This is a genomic window from Streptomyces sp. NPDC008092 (assembly GCF_042957285.1).
Taxonomy (GTDB): Bacteria; Actinomycetota; Actinomycetes; order Streptomycetales; family Streptomycetaceae; genus Streptomyces.
In genome coordinates this window covers 453,824-470,397 of record NZ_JBIBHY010000010.1, presented here as the reverse complement: position 1 = coordinate 470,397, position 16,574 = coordinate 453,824, and the positions used below count along the sequence as shown (strand labels likewise).

General features: G+C 68.2%; 15 protein-coding genes. 7 read left to right on the top strand and 8 right to left on the bottom strand.

Annotation, left to right across the window (positions count from 1 at the left end; genetic code table 11):
* The first annotated feature begins 638 nt into the window (after positions 1 to 638).
* Both ACFZB3_RS31970 and ACFZB3_RS31965 read left to right on the top strand, forming a co-directional pair.
* Positions 639 to 1,376: an NAD(P)H-dependent oxidoreductase gene (locus ACFZB3_RS31970; protein WP_391381436.1), complete on the top strand. Its 738-nt coding sequence runs from the start codon at positions 639 to 641 to the stop codon at positions 1,374 to 1,376.
* Between the two features lie 1,971 nt (positions 1,377 to 3,347).
* Positions 3,348 to 5,255 carry an AAA family ATPase gene (locus tag ACFZB3_RS31965; protein ID WP_391381434.1) on the top strand — a complete coding sequence of 636 codons (1,908 nt, stop codon included), beginning with the start codon at positions 3,348 to 3,350 and terminating at the stop codon, positions 5,253 to 5,255.
* Between the two features lie 498 nt (positions 5,256 to 5,753).
* On the opposite strand, the gene ACFZB3_RS31960 is transcribed toward ACFZB3_RS31965, so the two are convergent.
* The 4 genes from ACFZB3_RS31960 to ACFZB3_RS31945 are packed head-to-tail and all read right to left on the bottom strand — an operon-like array spanning position 5,754 to position 8,122.
* Positions 5,754 to 6,104, bottom strand: coding sequence for an ASCH domain-containing protein (locus ACFZB3_RS31960; protein WP_362650468.1), 351 nt, complete (start codon positions 6,102 to 6,104; stop codon positions 5,754 to 5,756).
* Entirely contained in the window at positions 6,101 to 7,222 is a 1,122-nt protein-coding gene (locus ACFZB3_RS31955; protein WP_391381468.1) for a hypothetical protein, read from the bottom strand. Before ACFZB3_RS31955 ends, ACFZB3_RS31960 begins: the two co-directional genes overlap by 4 nt.
* A gap of 55 nt (positions 7,223 to 7,277) precedes the next feature.
* Positions 7,278 to 7,673 (bottom strand): hypothetical protein, encoded by a 396-nt coding sequence (locus ACFZB3_RS31950; protein ID WP_391381431.1) that lies wholly within the window; start codon positions 7,671 to 7,673, stop codon positions 7,278 to 7,280.
* 32 nt (positions 7,674 to 7,705) lie between these two features.
* On the bottom strand, positions 7,706 to 8,122 hold the full coding sequence (locus ACFZB3_RS31945; protein WP_391381429.1) for a hypothetical protein: 417 nt from the start codon (positions 8,120 to 8,122) through the stop codon (positions 7,706 to 7,708).
* 119 nt (positions 8,123 to 8,241) lie between these two features.
* On the opposite strand from ACFZB3_RS31945, the gene ACFZB3_RS31940 reads away from it, so the two are divergent.
* The 4 genes from ACFZB3_RS31940 to ACFZB3_RS31925 are packed head-to-tail and all read left to right on the top strand — an operon-like array spanning position 8,242 to position 11,279.
* Positions 8,242 to 9,285 carry a helix-turn-helix domain-containing protein gene (locus tag ACFZB3_RS31940; RefSeq protein ID WP_391381427.1) on the top strand — a complete coding sequence of 348 codons (1,044 nt, stop codon included), beginning with the start codon at positions 8,242 to 8,244 and terminating at the stop codon, positions 9,283 to 9,285.
* Entirely contained in the window at positions 9,282 to 9,971 is a 690-nt protein-coding gene (locus ACFZB3_RS31935; RefSeq protein ID WP_391381425.1) for an ElyC/SanA/YdcF family protein, read from the top strand. The genes ACFZB3_RS31940 and ACFZB3_RS31935 overlap by 4 nt, the downstream gene beginning before the upstream one ends.
* Positions 9,907 to 10,728, top strand: a complete 822-nt coding sequence (locus ACFZB3_RS31930) for a WbqC family protein (protein ID WP_391381423.1) — start codon at positions 9,907 to 9,909, stop codon at positions 10,726 to 10,728. The genes ACFZB3_RS31935 and ACFZB3_RS31930 overlap by 65 nt, the downstream gene beginning before the upstream one ends.
* Positions 10,725 to 11,279 (top strand): flavoprotein, encoded by a 555-nt coding sequence (locus ACFZB3_RS31925; protein WP_391381421.1) that lies wholly within the window; start codon positions 10,725 to 10,727, stop codon positions 11,277 to 11,279. Before ACFZB3_RS31930 ends, ACFZB3_RS31925 begins: the two co-directional genes overlap by 4 nt.
* Here ACFZB3_RS31925 and ACFZB3_RS31920 read toward each other — a convergent pair whose 3' ends face one another.
* The 4 genes from ACFZB3_RS31920 to ACFZB3_RS31905 all read right to left on the bottom strand — a co-directional run bounded on the left by ACFZB3_RS31920 (position 11,280) and on the right by ACFZB3_RS31905 (position 15,723).
* Positions 11,280 to 12,968, bottom strand: coding sequence for a relaxase/mobilization nuclease domain-containing protein (locus tag ACFZB3_RS31920; protein ID WP_391381466.1), 1,689 nt, complete (start codon positions 12,966 to 12,968; stop codon positions 11,280 to 11,282). It abuts the gene before it with no gap.
* 3 nt (positions 12,969 to 12,971) lie between these two features.
* Complete coding sequence (locus ACFZB3_RS31915) at positions 12,972 to 13,412, bottom strand: plasmid mobilization protein (RefSeq protein ID WP_391381419.1); 441 nt, start codon at positions 13,410 to 13,412, stop codon at positions 12,972 to 12,974.
* 765 nt (positions 13,413 to 14,177) lie between these two features.
* The gene (locus ACFZB3_RS31910) at positions 14,178 to 14,867 is read right to left on the bottom strand and encodes a hypothetical protein (protein WP_391381416.1); all 690 of its coding nucleotides are present in this window, start codon (positions 14,865 to 14,867) and stop codon (positions 14,178 to 14,180) included.
* A 7-nt stretch (positions 14,868 to 14,874) separates the two neighbouring features.
* On the bottom strand, positions 14,875 to 15,723 hold the full coding sequence (locus tag ACFZB3_RS31905; protein ID WP_391381414.1) for a helix-turn-helix domain-containing protein: 849 nt from the start codon (positions 15,721 to 15,723) through the stop codon (positions 14,875 to 14,877).
* A 494-nt stretch (positions 15,724 to 16,217) separates the two neighbouring features.
* Here ACFZB3_RS31905 and ACFZB3_RS31900 point away from each other — a divergent pair, with 494 nt between their 5' ends.
* The gene (locus ACFZB3_RS31900) at positions 16,218 to 16,475 is read left to right on the top strand and encodes a helix-turn-helix domain-containing protein (RefSeq protein ID WP_391381412.1); all 258 of its coding nucleotides are present in this window, start codon (positions 16,218 to 16,220) and stop codon (positions 16,473 to 16,475) included.
* Positions 16,476 to 16,574: the final 99 nt, after the last annotated feature.

The following is a 16,574-nucleotide window of genomic DNA, read 5'->3' as shown; positions in this document are numbered from 1 at the left end:
CAGCCCCAACGAATACGAACACCGACACCACACCGCTAAACTCACGCTCGCCGCGTGATCAATAACCGCGTGCCCACCTTCACGGGGGAAGGCCCCTCCTGACTTCCATACTCATGCCTCAGGTGTGAGGCCGCACCCCAGCAGGAGGTGAAGGGTGTAGCTCTCCTGTCGGGAAGCGCTGAGCCGGCGGAACGGAACGCTGATCGGGCATGTGGGCGGGATCGCGCCCCGTGAGGCGCCGACGTCCGCCCGCGACCGCGCTCCGCCACATGCCCATCCTCGGCAATCCGGCGGGATCCGGGCGTGCCGCGTACCACCCCACACCACCCATGCGGTAAAGCCGCCGTCCGAAGTCCCTGCGGCGCCGGGCCGGTTGAACGCGTCGAAGGACACGCGGGATCGCCCCCATCCGGCAACCGCTGCTTCGCATGAGCTACTTAGGCACGTTCCGCCCGCCCGGCCACTCATCGGCCGCCGTCCGGAGGCCGATGGCGGGTACCGACCCACGCCGTAGCTCAAGCACCGCCGGGGCCGTTCGGAGGCGTTGTGGTGGCGCCTGCCTCGATCGGCCCGCACGCTGGATCCGGATGTGGACGCGCCGCCGGACACCGTGCGGCGGCAGGCTCTGGGAGGACCGTGTGACCGCTTCGTCGCCCGCCACTGACGCACCGCCGGCCCGGTACGACGACCTGCGTGCCCTGGTGATCAACTGCACCCTCAAACGGTCGCCGGACACGAGCAACACACAGGGGCTGATCGACCGCAGCACCGCCATCATGGACGCGCAGGGGGTACGAGTCGATGTCCTACGGGCGGTGGACCACGACATCGCCACGGGTGTGTGGCCCGACATGACGGAGCACGGCTGGGAGACGGACGCCTGGCCGGACCTGTATACGCAGGTCCTGGCGGCCGACATCCTGGTGCTGGCGGGCCCCATCTGGCTGGGTGACAACAGTTCCGTGATGAAGCGGGTGATCGAACGCCTCTACGCCTGCTCCAGCCTGCTCAACGACGCCGGCCAGTACGCCTATTACGGAAGGGTCGGCGGCTGCCTGATCACCGGCAACGAGGACGGCGTCAAGCACTGCGCCATGAACGTCCTCTACAGCCTGCAGCACCTGGGCTACACCATCCCTCCCCAGGCGGACGCCGGATGGATCGGCGAGGCCGGCCCCGGACCGTCGTACCTCGATCCCGACTCGGGCGGTCCGGAGAACGACTTCACCAACCGCAACACCACCTTCATGACCTGGAACCTGCTCCACCTGGCCCGGGCGCTGAAGGACCTCGACGGCATCCCCGCCTACGGCAACCAGCGCACCGCCTGGGACGCCGGCTGCCGCCGCGACTTCGAGAACCCCGAGCACCGCTAGCGGGATACCTGCGCGGGAGCGACTGAAGCCCGTACCGACTGTTGGGGCGACCGCCGTGCCGAAAGCCACCGCCCGTACCCGGACGGCGCCGCAGCGCATCGGGCGGCTGCCCCGCACCCGGGGCCGCTCCCACCCGGGTCCACGGCAGTCCCATCCGCGGGCCTCGGCACTCGAAGCCGTCTCCGGCGGGCCCCTGCTCCACTTGGACCACCGCGGCCTGCCCTCCAGCTCGCCCTCGCCGCACAGGCGGCGATCCGCATGACGACGTCTGGCGGTGAGCCACCGGGACGTGGTCCGCCATCGAGCCGTACGCACCGGTTTCGACAACGGCGCGTACGCAGGGAGCCCCGGACGGCCCGGGGCTCCCCGTCCGTGGCGACCGCTTCCCAACACCACGGAGCCGCCTACCTGTTCGGAGACGAGCAGAACGAGAGTGGCACGCTCCTCGGCAGACATCCCGGGACCCGCGCGCCTGGTCAGGGTTTCGTAAGCGTTCCGATGTCACCGCCGAGGGAACGGCAGGCTGAGGGCTCAGACACCGTTACGCCGTCGACAGATGCGATGAAACCGCAGGCCAGCGGCGTCTTTCAGCACACGTGAGCGGTCACTGTGCGGGTCCTGCCAAGCACTCGTGCCCTCCACGTGCCCGATCTTCGCAAGCTCAACGGGGCGAAATCCGTCGGGGAGCCCTCGAAAAACAGCAACCCCAGGTCGCTGACCTGGGGTTTCAACATGGAGCGGGTGACGAGAATCGAACTCGCGCTCTCAGCTTGGGAAGCGACGGCGCTTGGGCGGCCGCATTGCTTCTGACCTGGTCATACGCCGATTCAACGGCAGCGTCGCCAGGGCCGGAGGAGCCACTGTTGACCGTGGTTGTCCGCTCTTATGGGCACGCTATGGGCACGACGCCGCAGTAGGGCTGGCCAACGAGCCGGAACGGCCTCCCTGATGATCTACGCCTGATGACACGCAGCAAGATTCAACGCAGCCGTTGCGGTCGCATATAGCCGCCGAGCTTCAGTTGCACGTCCAGACAGCCACGAAATGTCGTCTCGACCCTACAGACCTCAACCTCGGCGACGAGCAGTCTGGTGTCAGGGATGCCAGGCACACCGTGGCTTAGGAGCGTGCAGTGCGACCAGTTGGGCACTGACCCCGGTGCCGATCTAGGGGAGCTTAGCGCCTGAGGTCAGGGGGCTGTGTGATGCGGTGGTTCACCGTGGGATGCGCCGCTGCCTTGGGGCTGGGTGTTGCTCGCTTGTTGCTTCGGCAGATCCGGGGACTTCTGTCGGATGTTGGGTCCATCGTCCGCGCGTGGCGTGACCTTGTACGTACGGTGCGAGGCCCGGCGACGATCCGTGGCGGAACACGTCGACGTCGGCACTGACGCGGCACCCCCTCGGGCGGTGCGACGTGGGCGACCTTCCTCAACATCTATCACCCGTAAGACAGACATCCACTCATTCACTCGCTGGCGCCGGGTGAGGCTGACAGGATCGCCGTCCGCCGTGACGCCGGGCTGGAAGAAGCGAGGGCAGACGGAAATCTCCCAGAGCGCCGAGGCCAAGCCCGTGCAGCCGGGTGCGCCCGGTGGAGATGCGTGGGTGAGGAACGCCCGGTGCTGAACATGCGATCAGGGAGGCGCGTGTTCGCTGTTCAATCCCGCCGACCGCGGCCCCTCAGGCAGCAGGCCGCCTGACTGTCGGCGGCCCGTTCCGGGAGATCACGAAAAGCATCAGAGGTGATGCTGACTTCGGTCTCCGCGGCGAGCAGCCTGGTGTCGGAGGCTAGAGGCACTGAGAGCTACCCCAGGGCTCCGAGACTCAGAGGTCCCATCCTTCAGAAAATCACTCATCTCGGGAATTCGACTGATGAGGCGTCAGGTCGACTGCTAGCGTCCACAAACGTCACACGGGGATACAAATACCCCGTCCGCACCAAACGTCCAGGACGACTGTGAAGATCAAGCGAGTGCGCATCGAGAACTTCTGCTGTCTGCACAAGGTGGACGTGTCCTTCGAGGAAATAACCTCCTTCATCGGCCCGACAGGGGTTGGCAAGTCCACCGTGCTCCGAGCGCTCGACTGGTTCTTCAACGGCGAAAAAGGGGTGGCCCTGAGCGACGACGACATCCACTCGGCGGCAGAGGACGGCCGCATCTCCGTGGAGGTGGAATTCGACGGGCTCACCGATCACGACCGTCAGACCCTCGGGCGGTACGCGCCCGAAGGCGCCGCGAGCGTGAGCGTGTGGCGGACCTGGCAGAACGGCGAGGACAAGATCACGGGCAAGGCGCTCGCGTACGCACCGTTCGAGGAGGTACGCAAGAACGAGAAGGCCATGGAACTTCGCCGCGCCTACGACCACTTGAGGGAGAGCGATCCGAGCCTGGGGCTGCCGTCCGCCGGCACCAAGGACAAAGTCCTGGACGCGATGCTCTCCTGGGAGTTGGACAACCGCAACCGACTCACCGAAGCCGAGGTTGAAGACACGCACTTCTTCGGCTTCGCCGGGCAGAGCAGGCTCGCCCAACTGATCGACTTCGTGTTCGTCTCCGCCGACCTGCGGGCGTACGAGGAGGCTGACGATCAGAAGGCCACGGCACTCGGCCGCATCCTCGACCACGCGGTGGACCGCTCGCAGGCGAACGAGCAGCTCGGAGAGATCGAGGAAAATGCCCATCTAGCCCGGCAGGAGGTGCACGCCAAGGTCTATGGACCTGTGCTGGACGAAGTGTCGGCCGCCCTCTCCGAAGAGGTCTCGAAGTTCACCACCGGACGTGAGGTGGTAGTGACTCCCACGGTGCAGGCGCCCAGGCCGGCCAGAACCACCTTCCAGGTGAGCATCCGAGATGGCGCGGCCCACACTTCGGTGCACCGGCAAGGGCACGGCTTTCAGCGCGCTCTGATCATCGCGGCGCTGAAGTACCTGGCTGATCGAAGGCGTCCGGCTGACGGGATGCGGACGTTGTGCCTGGCGATCGAGGAGCCCGAACTGTTCCAGCATCCCCCTCAGGCACGGACCTTCGCGAAGGTGCTTCGCGAGCTGGTCGCCGCGTCGCCGCAAGGGCGTACGCAGGTCATGTACGCGACCCATAATCCGGTCTTCATCGACCCGAAGGGCTACCACCAGATCCGCCGTCTTTGCCGCGCTGGCGGTGTGGAGCATCCCGCTACCGAGGTGTGGCAGGCCACGGAGGAGGACCTTTGCCGGGCCCTCGACGGACTCGTAGATAAGAAGTCGATCCGCAGCAGGACCGAGGGAACGCTGGGAGGTGCGCTGGCTGAGGGCTTCTTCGCCCACGTTGTGGTGCTGGTCGAGGGCCGCGGGGACGAGGGAGTGATCAATGGCTGCGCCGAGCGGTCCGGGATCAACCTGGGCGCGGAGGGCATCAGCGTCATCGAGGTGAATGGCAAGGACAACATCATGATCTCCGATGCGCTCTTCCGCGCCTTGGGCGTGCCGTGCTATGTGGTGTTCGACGGTGACTCCGGAATGGAGGAGCGCAAGCGGGAGTCGGTGAGCCACCTCGTTCCGCATCAGCGCCAGGAGAAGGAGGCAAAGTTCGAACAGCAGGCGCGGGCGAACCGGGCCAAGAACGCGAACCTTCTCCAGTACTTGGGCGCGACGCCGGCTTCTCAGCCCACCGACGACTCGACCGGCCGGTACACCGTCTTCGAGGACACCCTGGAGACCTACCTCGACCAGCACTGGCCGACCTGGGAGGAGCGCCGCCAAGAGCTCATCCGAGTCGGCGAGGGCATCGACGGAAAGAACGCGGCCACCTACCTTGAGACGACGCGGACAGTCGGGGCAGAGCCGCCGTTCCTGCTCCATGCTCTGTTGGAAAACGTCCGCGTGCTGGCCGGCCGACGGTAGTCACCAGGGTCGAGACGGATCGCTCAGCTCGGCCTTCGACCGCAGTCGAAGTAGCTCGCAGACACCGGTGTGGAGACGTCCGCCTAAGCCTGCTCCCAGCAGGCTGACTTCGATCTCCACAGCGGGCAGCCTGATGCCCAGCCCGGCATCCCCAGCAGCTCAAGATCAGGCGATTTACCCATGCGGGTAAAGACTTCAGTCCACGTATCGGGGAGCCTGGTGTCTGAGGGTGAGGAGGCATCCCGATGGGGTGGGTGGGCTTGGGATGTGACGGCGATCGGCCTTGTTGTGATGCGCGTACTGCTTCGGCAGTTCCGGGAACTCCTGTTAGACCTGGGAAACGTCGTCCGGGCATGGCGTGAACTTGTTTCTATGGTGCAGGACTGGCGTGCTGTGCGCCGGGCACGACGTTCTACGAGGGATTCTTGACGGTGAAGATTGCCGCAAGTGGCACGTTCTTCACAGCAGCGGGGCTCAACATCGCCCGAGTCCGGTGTATCAACCAGGAAGGCCGATCTCGATTGCGAGAGCGCCGAGGGCCTCTTTCTCGGGTGGGTAAATGACCCGGATGTTGGCGAGCTGCTCGTCGCGGGTAGCCGTGGGGTTGACCGTGAAGGCACCTTCACCGTCGAGGAGAGCCTCGAAGTCGGGGTATTCAGTGACCCGCTTGACCTCGACCTCGCACGTCTCGTCCGTGCCCTTGATGCGGAAGCGGATGACGTCACCGGCCGTGAGGTCTGCCAGGTGGGGGTATTTGACCCGGACCTCGATGGTCTTGGCGCCTGCGGCGACCAGGTCGAAGTACTGGCGGTAGAGGTTGAGTTCGCGGACGCGGGAAGTGCTGCTCATGAGGCGGGAAGGCTCCGGGGGGCTTGGGCGGTCATCATGCGGTTGATCTCGGCGGCCGTGTACGAGCGGAAGAAGTGACGGGGGTCGGACAGGAGTGTCTCGGTCATGGCCAGGAGCTGGTCGGCGTACTCGGCCACGGTGCCAGGCCACTGCCGGGTGTCGAGCATCCAGTCGGAGGCGCCCTCGGGCAAGGGGGCACGGCCTTCGCGGATGAGGGATTTGGAGAGTTTCGCGCCGGTGTCGGTGACGACCTGCGGGCAGAAGAGACGGGCGGGGAGCTGGGCGCGGGTGAGGCCGACGGCTTGGAGCGCCTCGTCAATGAGTAGGGAGCCGAAGACCCAGTCGCCGCCTTTGACCATGACGTGCAGGGTTCCGTCGGCCTTTTCGCTGGTGAGGGCGAGTTCTTTGACGAGGTTGCGGTAGAGGGTGGCCAGGTCGAGGTAGCCACCGGTGATGGGTGTGATGGTGGTGCGGTAAGGGCCGTGGTGGAGACAGACGGCCTCGATGTCGGCCGCCTCGCGGTCGGTGAGGTGGACGCGGGTTCGTTCGGCGTGCTTCTCGGCCCAGCCGCAGCCGGGGCGCGGGCAGGGGACCCGTATGTGGGGTGTGCCGGTGGACGGGGCCAGCCACCAGCGGGCGGCGTCGAGGCGAGGGAGCAGCCGCAGCCAGGTGCGGCGGAAGTGGTCGCCGGCCTGCTGTTGGCTGTAGGTCTCCACTCGATGCGCGATACCCAGGCGCCGGGACAGGGCGGTGAACAGGGGTTGGTAGAGGGCGGCCACGAGATCGGTGAGCGCCTCCGCACCAAGGGTCTGGGCGTAGGCGCGCTGGTAGGCGTGGCCGCTGACCGGGTCGGTGGCCAACTCGTACGGGGCGTTGTCGAGGGCGCTGAAGACGACCTCGACGGGGATGCCGAAGCGGTCGCGCAGCCGTGCTGCCATGGCGAAGGTGAGTGACTGGACCAGTGAGGTGCCGATGTGTGGGGTGCCGTTGATCTGGGTGCCGACGACCAGCACGATCCGCGTACGTGGACTGGCCAGGATGCGTGGGGTCAGGACGTCCTCGGTGCGGAGAAGGGCATTGGCGAGGACGGTGTTCGGTGAGACGGGGTGGGTCGTCACGGGTGTCCCCTCGCTGTCGAGGTAGAGGGCCGGGGGTGCTGCCGGGTGCTGGCCGCTAGTGGAAGGCACCGGAGTGTCCCTCTTCGGCGGCGGCGATGACGTACGGGTGCCGGAGAGCGGTGCGGAGGGCGGCGGCATCGGTCAGGGTGTCGTCGTCGGGTAGCTCACACCAGCCGCCGAACCAACCGTCGAGGATCTCCAGACCGGGCGCGACGAGCCATGAGTTGGCAGAGAGGTGCCGTACCGGCAGCTCGTGCCAGTGTCCTGCGGTGCCGGTAGCGATGGCGTAGTACAGGCGGCCGTTGGTCCTGTCGTAGAGCACCGGACCGATCGGGGCGCCGGTCGCCCGCAGGTGGGCGAGGACCAGGAGGCCGACCTCGGCGGAGGTTCGCACCAGATCCCAGCCGTCGCCGACCTTCAGCAGACGCAGTCCGGGCGCATCTTCGACCATGGGCGCACGTCGCAGTGCGTCACGAACGGACGTCATGTGGTCCCCCGTGGCCGGACGCCGGCGCCTGTGCCCGGGGATGTTTCGGAACCCCTCGTCGATGTGAAGGATCGAACCACGAGCAGGCGGGTGCTTGTTGCTGTTATCTGCCGCCTTCGCTCGGCACCGATGCCTTTGGGGCCGAGGTGACTGAGGGCAGGGACGACCGCGCCGTAGGTGTCAGGCAGTTGGAGGGCGTCGACCAGCCCGACGAAGGCGGCTGAGCGGATGACCACCGTGGCGTCGCGGTCGGTGAAGACGCCGCCGAGGGTCAGTTCGTGCCGACGGCAGTATTCGGTGAGGCAGTCGACGAGTGCCGCGTGGCGGGGCAGGCCACCGGTGATGTGCCGCAGGTAGCCGAACACCTGCGGGAAGGCGACGGGGCGGCGTTCGGTGATGAGTTCGTCGTCCATGACCACAGCGTCGGCCGCGACGTACGGCCTCGAAATGACCTGCTGTTGCACTTCCGTTGCACTTCGCGCCCCAGGCCATCACTGAGAGTGCTTCCATACGTGACAGAGGGAGGTCGTCCGTGGTCAGCGTGCAGCAGTGGACTGGTCGGGAGGCGAGTGCCTTGCGCGCCGCCCTGCGCATGAGCACCCGCGCCTTCGCCGAGCACCTCGGTGTCGCGCTGCGCACCGTGGCCAAGTGGGAAAGCCTCGGCACTGAGACCCAGCCACGGCCGGATACGCAGGCCATTCTCGACACCGCGCTGTCCCGCGCGGACACCGCCGCCCATGTTCGGTTCGACGCGCTGCTGTTCCCTGAGCGGAAGGCCGCACGGCCGGCGGACTACGAGACCTGGACCGAGGACATAGAACGCGCCGTGGTCTGCGTCAGCCGCCAGGACTTCCCCTTCGCCTCGACCCTGCTGAACCGCTGGCTGGGCGGCCACGACCCGCACGAACTCGACGACAAGGGCCTCTACCTGTACGGCCGTTCCCTCGTGCTCCTCGGTGATGTGCAGCGTGACCAAGGGGCGATCCTAGGTCCACTGTCTGCACGCCAGTCCTACCTGACCGCGCGCGCCATGTTCTCCGAACTCGACATCCCCCGTCGTCTGGCCCAGATCGAGCTGTCCCTCGCCGTCGTACAGGAGATGTCGGGCCAGCTCGACGCGTCCGCCCGCTGGTACGAGCAGCTCGCCGCAGACGAGCGCCTCAGCAGGCGTGACCGGGCCCGGGCACGCCTGTGGATCGGGACGGCCCTGAGCAAGGAGGGCAACAACGCCTACGCCACCACGGTCATGACAGCCGCCACCCGCGAGTTCGAGGAACTCGGCGAGCCGGAGGACTGGTCGGTCGCCCACCAGAAACTGGCCCTGGCCCATCGCGGTGCCGGCAACCTGACCCAGGCCCTGCACTGCATCGACATCGCACGCACCACCGGCACGCTCGACTCCCCCATGCAGCGGGTGCGGGTGGACACCGCGTACGGGCACATCCTTCTGTCGGATGCAGCGACCCGGAATGATGGGCTGTCCGTCCTCGACCAGGCGGCACAGGTGGCCCGCCAGTACGCGCTGAGCCACCAGCTGCGCAGCATCGAGGGCATCCGAAAGGGCCAGCAAGGATGAGCCAGGGAGTGCCAGTGCCGGAGCACGAGCAGCGCCAGATCACCGACGAGCAGTTCCACGACGCGACGCTGATCTGGAACTACCACCAGATGGGACACGAGCCGCGGCCCTGCTCGGCGGCGATCGGCCTGGGCAGCCACGACCTCGGAGTGGCCACCACGGCCGCTGACCTCTACGGCGCCGGTCTCTTCCCGGTCCTCGTCTTCAGCGGCGGCAACAGCCCCACCACCCGAGCCCGCTTCCCGCGCGGCGAAGCCGTCCACTACCGCGAGCACGCGCTGAGCCTGGGCGTGCCAGACGAGGCGATCCTGGTCGAGACGAAGGCAGCGAACACTGGCCAGAACATCACCCTCTCCCGTGAGCTGCTCTCCGCAGCCGGCATCACGGTCGACTCACTGCTGCTGATCTCCAAGCCGTACATGGAGCGCCGCTCCTACGCGACCTGCCGAAAGCTGTGGCCCGAGGTGGAGGTCGTGTGCGCCTCCGAGCCACTGGAACTGGACGACTACATCAAGTCCATCGGCGACGAGAAGCTCGTCGTCGACATGCTCGTCGGTGACCTGCAACGGGTGATCGAGTACCCGAAGCTCGGCTTCGCCGTCGAGCAGGAAGTACCAGGGGATGTTCATGACGCCTACGAGCGCCTCCTGGGCGCCGGGTTCGACAGCCGCCTCATCAGCGACTGAGCCACCCTGCGCCGGCCCGCCGCCGGGAGGGGTCTGCGCGATCCATCAGCCGAACCTGTTCCCACGGCTGTCCACGTTGGCGAAGCTCTTCGCCGCCGATCGCTGGATCGTCCTGGACGACGTGCAGTTCGCCCGGCGCGACTACCAACATCGAGCCCGGCTGGCCGCCCTGAACGACCCTGCGCGGCAACAGTGGCTCACCCTCCCTGTTCACCTTCCTCATGGACGCCCAACGCTGATACGACAGGCACGGTTGGTCGATCAGCGTCGGGCTCGACGGAGAGTCGAACTGCTCATGCGCCAGTTTTACGGTCGCAGCACCCACTGGGATGCGGTGTCCGAGGTACTCGGCGCGGTCTCGGACGCATTCGATGTCTCCGACCACGTAGCCGACCTCGCGAAGATGTCGACGACGGCCCTGCTCACCGCACTCGGCTGGTCAGGCGAAGTGATCGACAGCAGCCAGATCCCGGCCCGCCCAGGCCGGTCCGACCGCCTTGCCGACCTGGCCGCGGCCACCGGCAGCACCGGCTACCTGTGCGGCACCGGCGGTCTGCGTTACCTCGACGCGCGTCCTTTCGACGACGCAGGCATCCCCGTGCTGTTCTTCCACGCCCCTGTGGATACGAACGACGCGCTCTGGCACCGATCCCGGCGAATCAGCAGCCTCTGGGCCCTCAGCAAGATCGGGCCTCGGGAACTCGCGAACCAACTGGCAGTGCATCGAGACACTCAGCGTCCTGGAGCCCATAGGTGACCGAACCGACCGCCCCGCAGAAGAAGCCCTTCCTTTACGTCGTCGTCTGCGGCTGCGGCATCGCCGGAGACGTCGGCAAACTGATCAACGCAGCACAGGAACGGCACTGGGACGTCGGCGTCGTCGCCACCCCCCAGGGACTCGGCCTCCTCGACACCGAGGCGATCCAGGCCCAGAGCGGCTATCCGATCCGTTCGGCCTGGCGCACACCCGGCGAGGCCCGCCCCCTCCCGCCGGCGGACGCCATCGCTGTCGCGCCGGCCACCTTCAATACGATCAACAAATGGGCCAACGGCATCTCCGACACCCTCGCCCTGGGCATCCTGTGTGAGGCGTACGGCATGGGTATCCCCGCAGCCGTCCTGCCGTACGTGAACTCGGCTCAGGCCGCCCACCCCGCGTACGGCCGCAGCCTGGACGGACTGCGTGAGATGGGCGTGCTGATCGGTTCGTACGAGCCGCACCGTCCGAAGGCCGGGGGCGGGGCGGACCGCTTCCGCTGGGTGGAGGCACTGGATCTGCTCGCTCCGAAGCTGTCCGCTCCCGCTTGATCAGCGCCGCCGTGCCGGCTGCGGCGAAGGTTGGACGGGAGGGGTGGGGCGAGCGAGGCGTTGCGTGCCGGTGCGCGCCTTGGCTGCTTCGGCTCGTGGACCGGGCGCGTGGCGCTCGCCGAGTCGGCGGATGCGCCACGTCAGTGCGCGTGCAGGGCTGTGTGCGTCGTCGAGGGCGCGCTCGCCGAGCGCCTGGTCGATGACCGTGGCTGCGTTGTGCCCCGCAGCCTCCGCCTCGGCGAGCACGGTGGCGAGTGCGTCCCAGGCGGGGTCGTCGAGGATGCGCTCGGCGTGTTCCGGTATGGCCTCCCGGAGGTGGTGTGCGAAGCGACGCTTGGTCTGCAGCCCGGGCGAGCGCCGTGCGAGGCCCGTCAGGACCGGCTCGGCGACCAGCGCATACGCGCCCCGGAGATGAAGAAGGGCCTGCTCCGCCGCTGCCTCCTGCTGGGCGTGCCGACGGGTTCGGTGCCAGTGCATCGCGAACGCCACGGCGGTGAGCGTGACATCCAGGAGCATCGCGAACCCTGCGCCGTCCCTGTCCTGGGGCCGGTCGCGCCAGATCACCTGGACACTGCGACGCAGGACGCGGGCGCTGTCGAGGTCGGCGGCGATCCGGGAGCGGGTGGCACGCTCGAAGGCGGCTGCGGCCTGTTCCAGTTCGACCTTGAGCACGGCCGGTGCGGTGGCGGGCAGTAGATCCAGGGCGGCACCGAGCGCGACGAGCTGTCCTTGTGCCGTGCGATCGTCCCCGTTCGTGAGGTGGCGGGGAATACGCTCGACGGCAGCAGTGGCCTGGAGCCACGGGTTGCCCGGCCGGATACGGACCGGTTCGGGGCTGGTGGTGGCGAGACGCTTCCGGATCCTGGGGAGGGAGAGGTCGGGGGCGAGCGTGGAGCCCGAGTAGAACACCGGCTCGCCCTTGTCGTTGGTGTCGCCGGGCAGGGCGAAGTTGCAGCCGAGGGCGTCGCCGGACGGGCCGAGCTTGAGACGCACGGCCACACCCGTCGCCTCCAGCAGGGCGAAGAACTCGGCCTCGTCGGCCGCGGCAGCGACGGCACGGCGGACTCGCTGGCGCAGGACGTCACGGGACGCGGTGTCCTGCCCCAGGCGCTTGGCCTTGAAGTGCTCCTTGCTGGTGGGCCGCTTGGCGGCGGTTCCGTCGCCTGGCTTCAATTGCCGTAGCCCATAGTCGACTTCGATCCGGCGGCATTCGCGCTGAACGGCACGCTGGTCGTGATCGCGGCGGGGACGCCGGCCATCCTGGCGCACAAGGGTGGCGGCGATGTGGATGTGGTCGTCGGCGTGGCGGACGGCCACCCAGCGGCAGGCTTCCTCGTCCCCTTCGGGGGCGATGCCGACGGCGCCCACGATCCGACGGGCGATGTCCGCCCACTGGGAGTCGGTGAGGATCGGGTCCTCGGGGGCGGCGCGGACGGGGCAGTGCCACACGGTGTGCCTCGGGGCCTTGTCGCCAAGCATCTGCACGGGCTGGTCGAGCTGTGCGGCGAGCTGGTTCTCCACTTTCTTCGGGTCGCGGTGGGGGCTGCGGCCGGGGTCAGGGGCGAAGTCGTTCCAGGAAGCCACCAGGTGCGGGTCGATGTGCTCGTTGGCCCGGCCCTTGCCGAAGAGGTAGCCGATCGTCCGGCATACGGCGTGTGGCCCCTTGCCGAGGATGATCTTCGGGATCAGGGCTCAGCGCGCCTCTGTGATCTGGGCGACGGCAGTGTCCAGGTCGGCGATGGACGCCTCGACGCGCTCAAGGAGTCGTTGGACGGTGTCGGGGTGGGGCCAGGACCCGTCCTGGTTCAGGTGGCGGGTGAGCTGATTGAGGTTGCTTCCGATCTTGCCGAGCTGTCCGTTGGCGGCCATCAGGGCCTTTACCAAGGCGCGGTAGTCGGCGACGGCGGCGGTGGGGTCCTCGGCGCGGACAGCAGCGAGCGCGCACTCGGCGACGTAGCCGCCGGGTGACATGCGGCTCAAGGCAGCGGCGTTCTGGACGAGGGCGAACTCGTCGTCGTTGTAACGGGGGTGTACGCGGCGCTCGCGCAGCTTCTTGTCACGCAGGCGGCGACGCGGTGCGGGGCGCTGACGCTTGTTCGACGGCGGTTTGAAGCCCCCTGTCTCGTTCGGCACCCCCGGGCCGAACGCCCCCGGCGCCCCCTCGGCGCTGGCTGCCTCCGTCTCCCCTGGGGCGGAGGCCCGGTAAGGACTCCTTACCGGACAACTTGCTCCGGCTGAGGTCGGTGTCGTGATCGCTTCCTGGCGGGTAGCGGGGTGTTCCTGGTGTTGGTCGTGCACGAGCGGTCCTCCGAGATGTGTTGGTGGTGGGAGCTGGACTACTGGGATGCAGGCTGATGGGAGTCGGTCGGGCGCAGCCGCTGAGCGTTTCGGTTGTTGTGGGATGCGATCTGGGACGGGCTGTTGAGGTGGAGCGGCCGAGTCGTGAGCTGTGGCTGCACAGTGAGCAGCGGGACCGGTCCCCTGCGCGCTGCGGTTCCCGGTCCCCGAACGCGTCGGGGAGCGGGAGTCGACGTTCACCGGGGACGGTCCCCCTGACACGTCGTCACGGGGACCGTCCCGCTCCGCTGCACGGTCCCGGTCCCGGTCCCCGACGAGACGGTCCCCGTTGTCGGGACGCTCCGGGGACCGCAGGGAAAGGCCATCTGACCTGCTCTTTCGCTGGGACCGGTCCCCGTCGGTCACCAGTTAGGAATCGCCACGGTCCCCGCAAAGAGACGAGCGCGGGGACCGACGCTCGGTCCCCGCCCGTCGCACGCTCAGTCGCTGGGACACGGTCCCCGTGGTGCTCGCCGGGACATCCTCGTCCGTCGCATACGACTGGTCGGGGACCGGCGGTCGTGGCACTACGCGGCTACGGCGATGAGCAAGGCCGACGCGTCACGCAATCGGCCTTCCGTCCGCCCTGACCGCAGCCAGGTCGATGCGTGACGGGTGTGGGGTCGCGCGTACGGCGTTTCCCCTGGCAGCGCCGTCCGGGCCCGCCCGCCGTTGGCGGCACGGGGCGCCTGCGGGTGCGTGGCACCACTCGCACCGGACGCCGAGGGCGTCGGGCATGCCCTGGACGACGGCGGCATCGCGGGCAGCGCGGGTAGGACGGTAGTGGGCCAGCTCGGCGCGGACGGCCGGCGGGATGCACGACCCGACCTCGCGCAGGCGTTCCTCGACATGGCGGGATGGGCCGCCCCGGTTGATCTGCCGGTGCGTAGAGGGGGCGGCCACTCCCGCCGCAACGGCATGCCGGGCACGGAGCAGCTCAGCTCGCCAGGCGACCGGATCGTCCGGGTCGGCAGCCGGTGTGGGGTCGGTGTGCCGATCGAGTCGGTCGCGTCGGTGAGCCCGCCATCTACGGGCGATGTCCACGGGGAGGATCGGGTACGGCGAGTCGAGGATGTGGGTCCGTATCGCCTCGCGGACGTCCCAGCCGTGATCGGTGGCGAAGGGGACGTCGTCCAGCAGCTCCTGCCACTGGGCGATCTGGTCACGGGCCTCGCCTGTGCCCGTGACGATGGTGCGGGGGTCGAGGCGGCCGGTGTAGGCGAGGACAGCGGCGACTTCGCGTCGGTCCAAGGGCGGGTCACTCCGTTCCGGTTCGGTCGTCGAGGGCAGCGAGCAGGGCGGCCATGTGTGCCTCGGAGCGGGTCATGCCGGGCGTTGGTGGGGAGGGCGTGCCGCCGGGCAGGGCGTAGAGGTTGGGGCGGTCGGGAGCGGGAGTGCGTTCCCGGGCGATCCAGGCGCGCCAGTCGGCGGCCCATGCGCCGGCGGTGCGGGGTGCCCATGTGGCCCGGTAGGTGCGCCACTTCTCGTCGGCGGCGTGTAGCCCGTGCTCGTCGAGTCGGTCGAGGTGGCCGTGGAGCCGCAGCCAGGTACGGGCGGCCTCGTCGATCTGCCACTCGGTGGCGGAGATGAGCGGGGCAGAGCTGCTGCTGTACTTACCGTTCACCTTCGGTTCTCTTCTGTTCTGGGGGTCGGAATCCGCACCCCCAGCGGGTCGGAATCCGCACCCCCGGGAGGCCGGATTCGGTTCCCCGGGTTCGGATTCCGGTCCCCCCTCGAAGCACTCGACAGGGTCGGATTGCGACCCCCCGAGGGTTGGAATCCGACCCCCCGCGAGAGCCGGATTCCGGTCCCCCACCTCGCCTTGTTCAGCGAGGAACTCGGCGGCGACCGGGAGGTGGTAGTACGTCTCCCCGCGTGGTCCTTTGCGGTCGGCGAGCGGCACCAGCTCGCCGATGGCGACGAGTTTGGCCAGGGCGTCACGCACGGCGGTACGGGAGGCGTTGGCTCGCTTCATGAGGGTGGGCACGGAGGCGTAGACGACGCAGCGCCCGTCGAGGCAGCGGTCGGCGATCAGCGCGAGCACCATGCGGGCGGTGCCCTTGCTGCGGCTGTGGTCCCACACCCACTCGCGGGCGTCGTAGCTCATGGGGCGGCGGCTCCTAGGGAGGTCGGGCAGGGGGCGCGGGCCCTGGTCGGGCGGTGCGCGGAGGGAGAGAGGCGATGCAGCCTCGCCCCGAGGGGCTGAGGGCCTGCGCAGGCAGGGGGCTGGTTGCTTCGCCTAGCCAAGACAGCCACATCAACGCCGCAGAAGTCCAGCATTCCGCCGAGAAATCAGACAGCTGACGGCGAACACGTCCTCCGGGACATTTCCAAAAGGGTAATCCCAGATTGGCCGTTGCCGAAATAGGTTGCCCGCGAGGCCGAGCCAGAAGGATCACACCGGGAAGCTGTTGACCTCCGTCGGAGCCCGAGCTACAACACAACACCCCACGTCAGAAAGCCTGTCTGACGGTCTCAGCCACCACCCGCCGGAGTACCCGGAACCCATCCCGACGGCGACTCCCGTCGCACGGCGGGGCGCAACATAGCCGACGATCGCCGGTTACCCAAACCGGCGAATGAGAGTTACCAATGGGAGCTATGGCAGCACGATCCCTGGAAATCGGTCCGGCCGGAATACGGACCGCCCGCACCATCGAAATCCTCCGCACCGAACGCGGCCTCGCCCAAGGCGAGCTCGCCGCCCGCGTCACCGCCCTCGGCCGCCCGATGTCCAACACGATGCTGTCCCGCATCGAACGCGCCCACCGGCGCTGCGACATCGACGACCTCGTCGCCCTCGCCCAGGCCCTCCGCGTCTCACCACTCGCCCTCCTCCAGGGGAGCCACGCCGCCTAGGCCCGCCCGCCCCGAACCGGACCGCTACCTGCTCCGAGCCGTCGAACCGCATCGCCCGCAAAGGACCCTCGCCCTTGCACGAACCCGTAATGCCTCCTG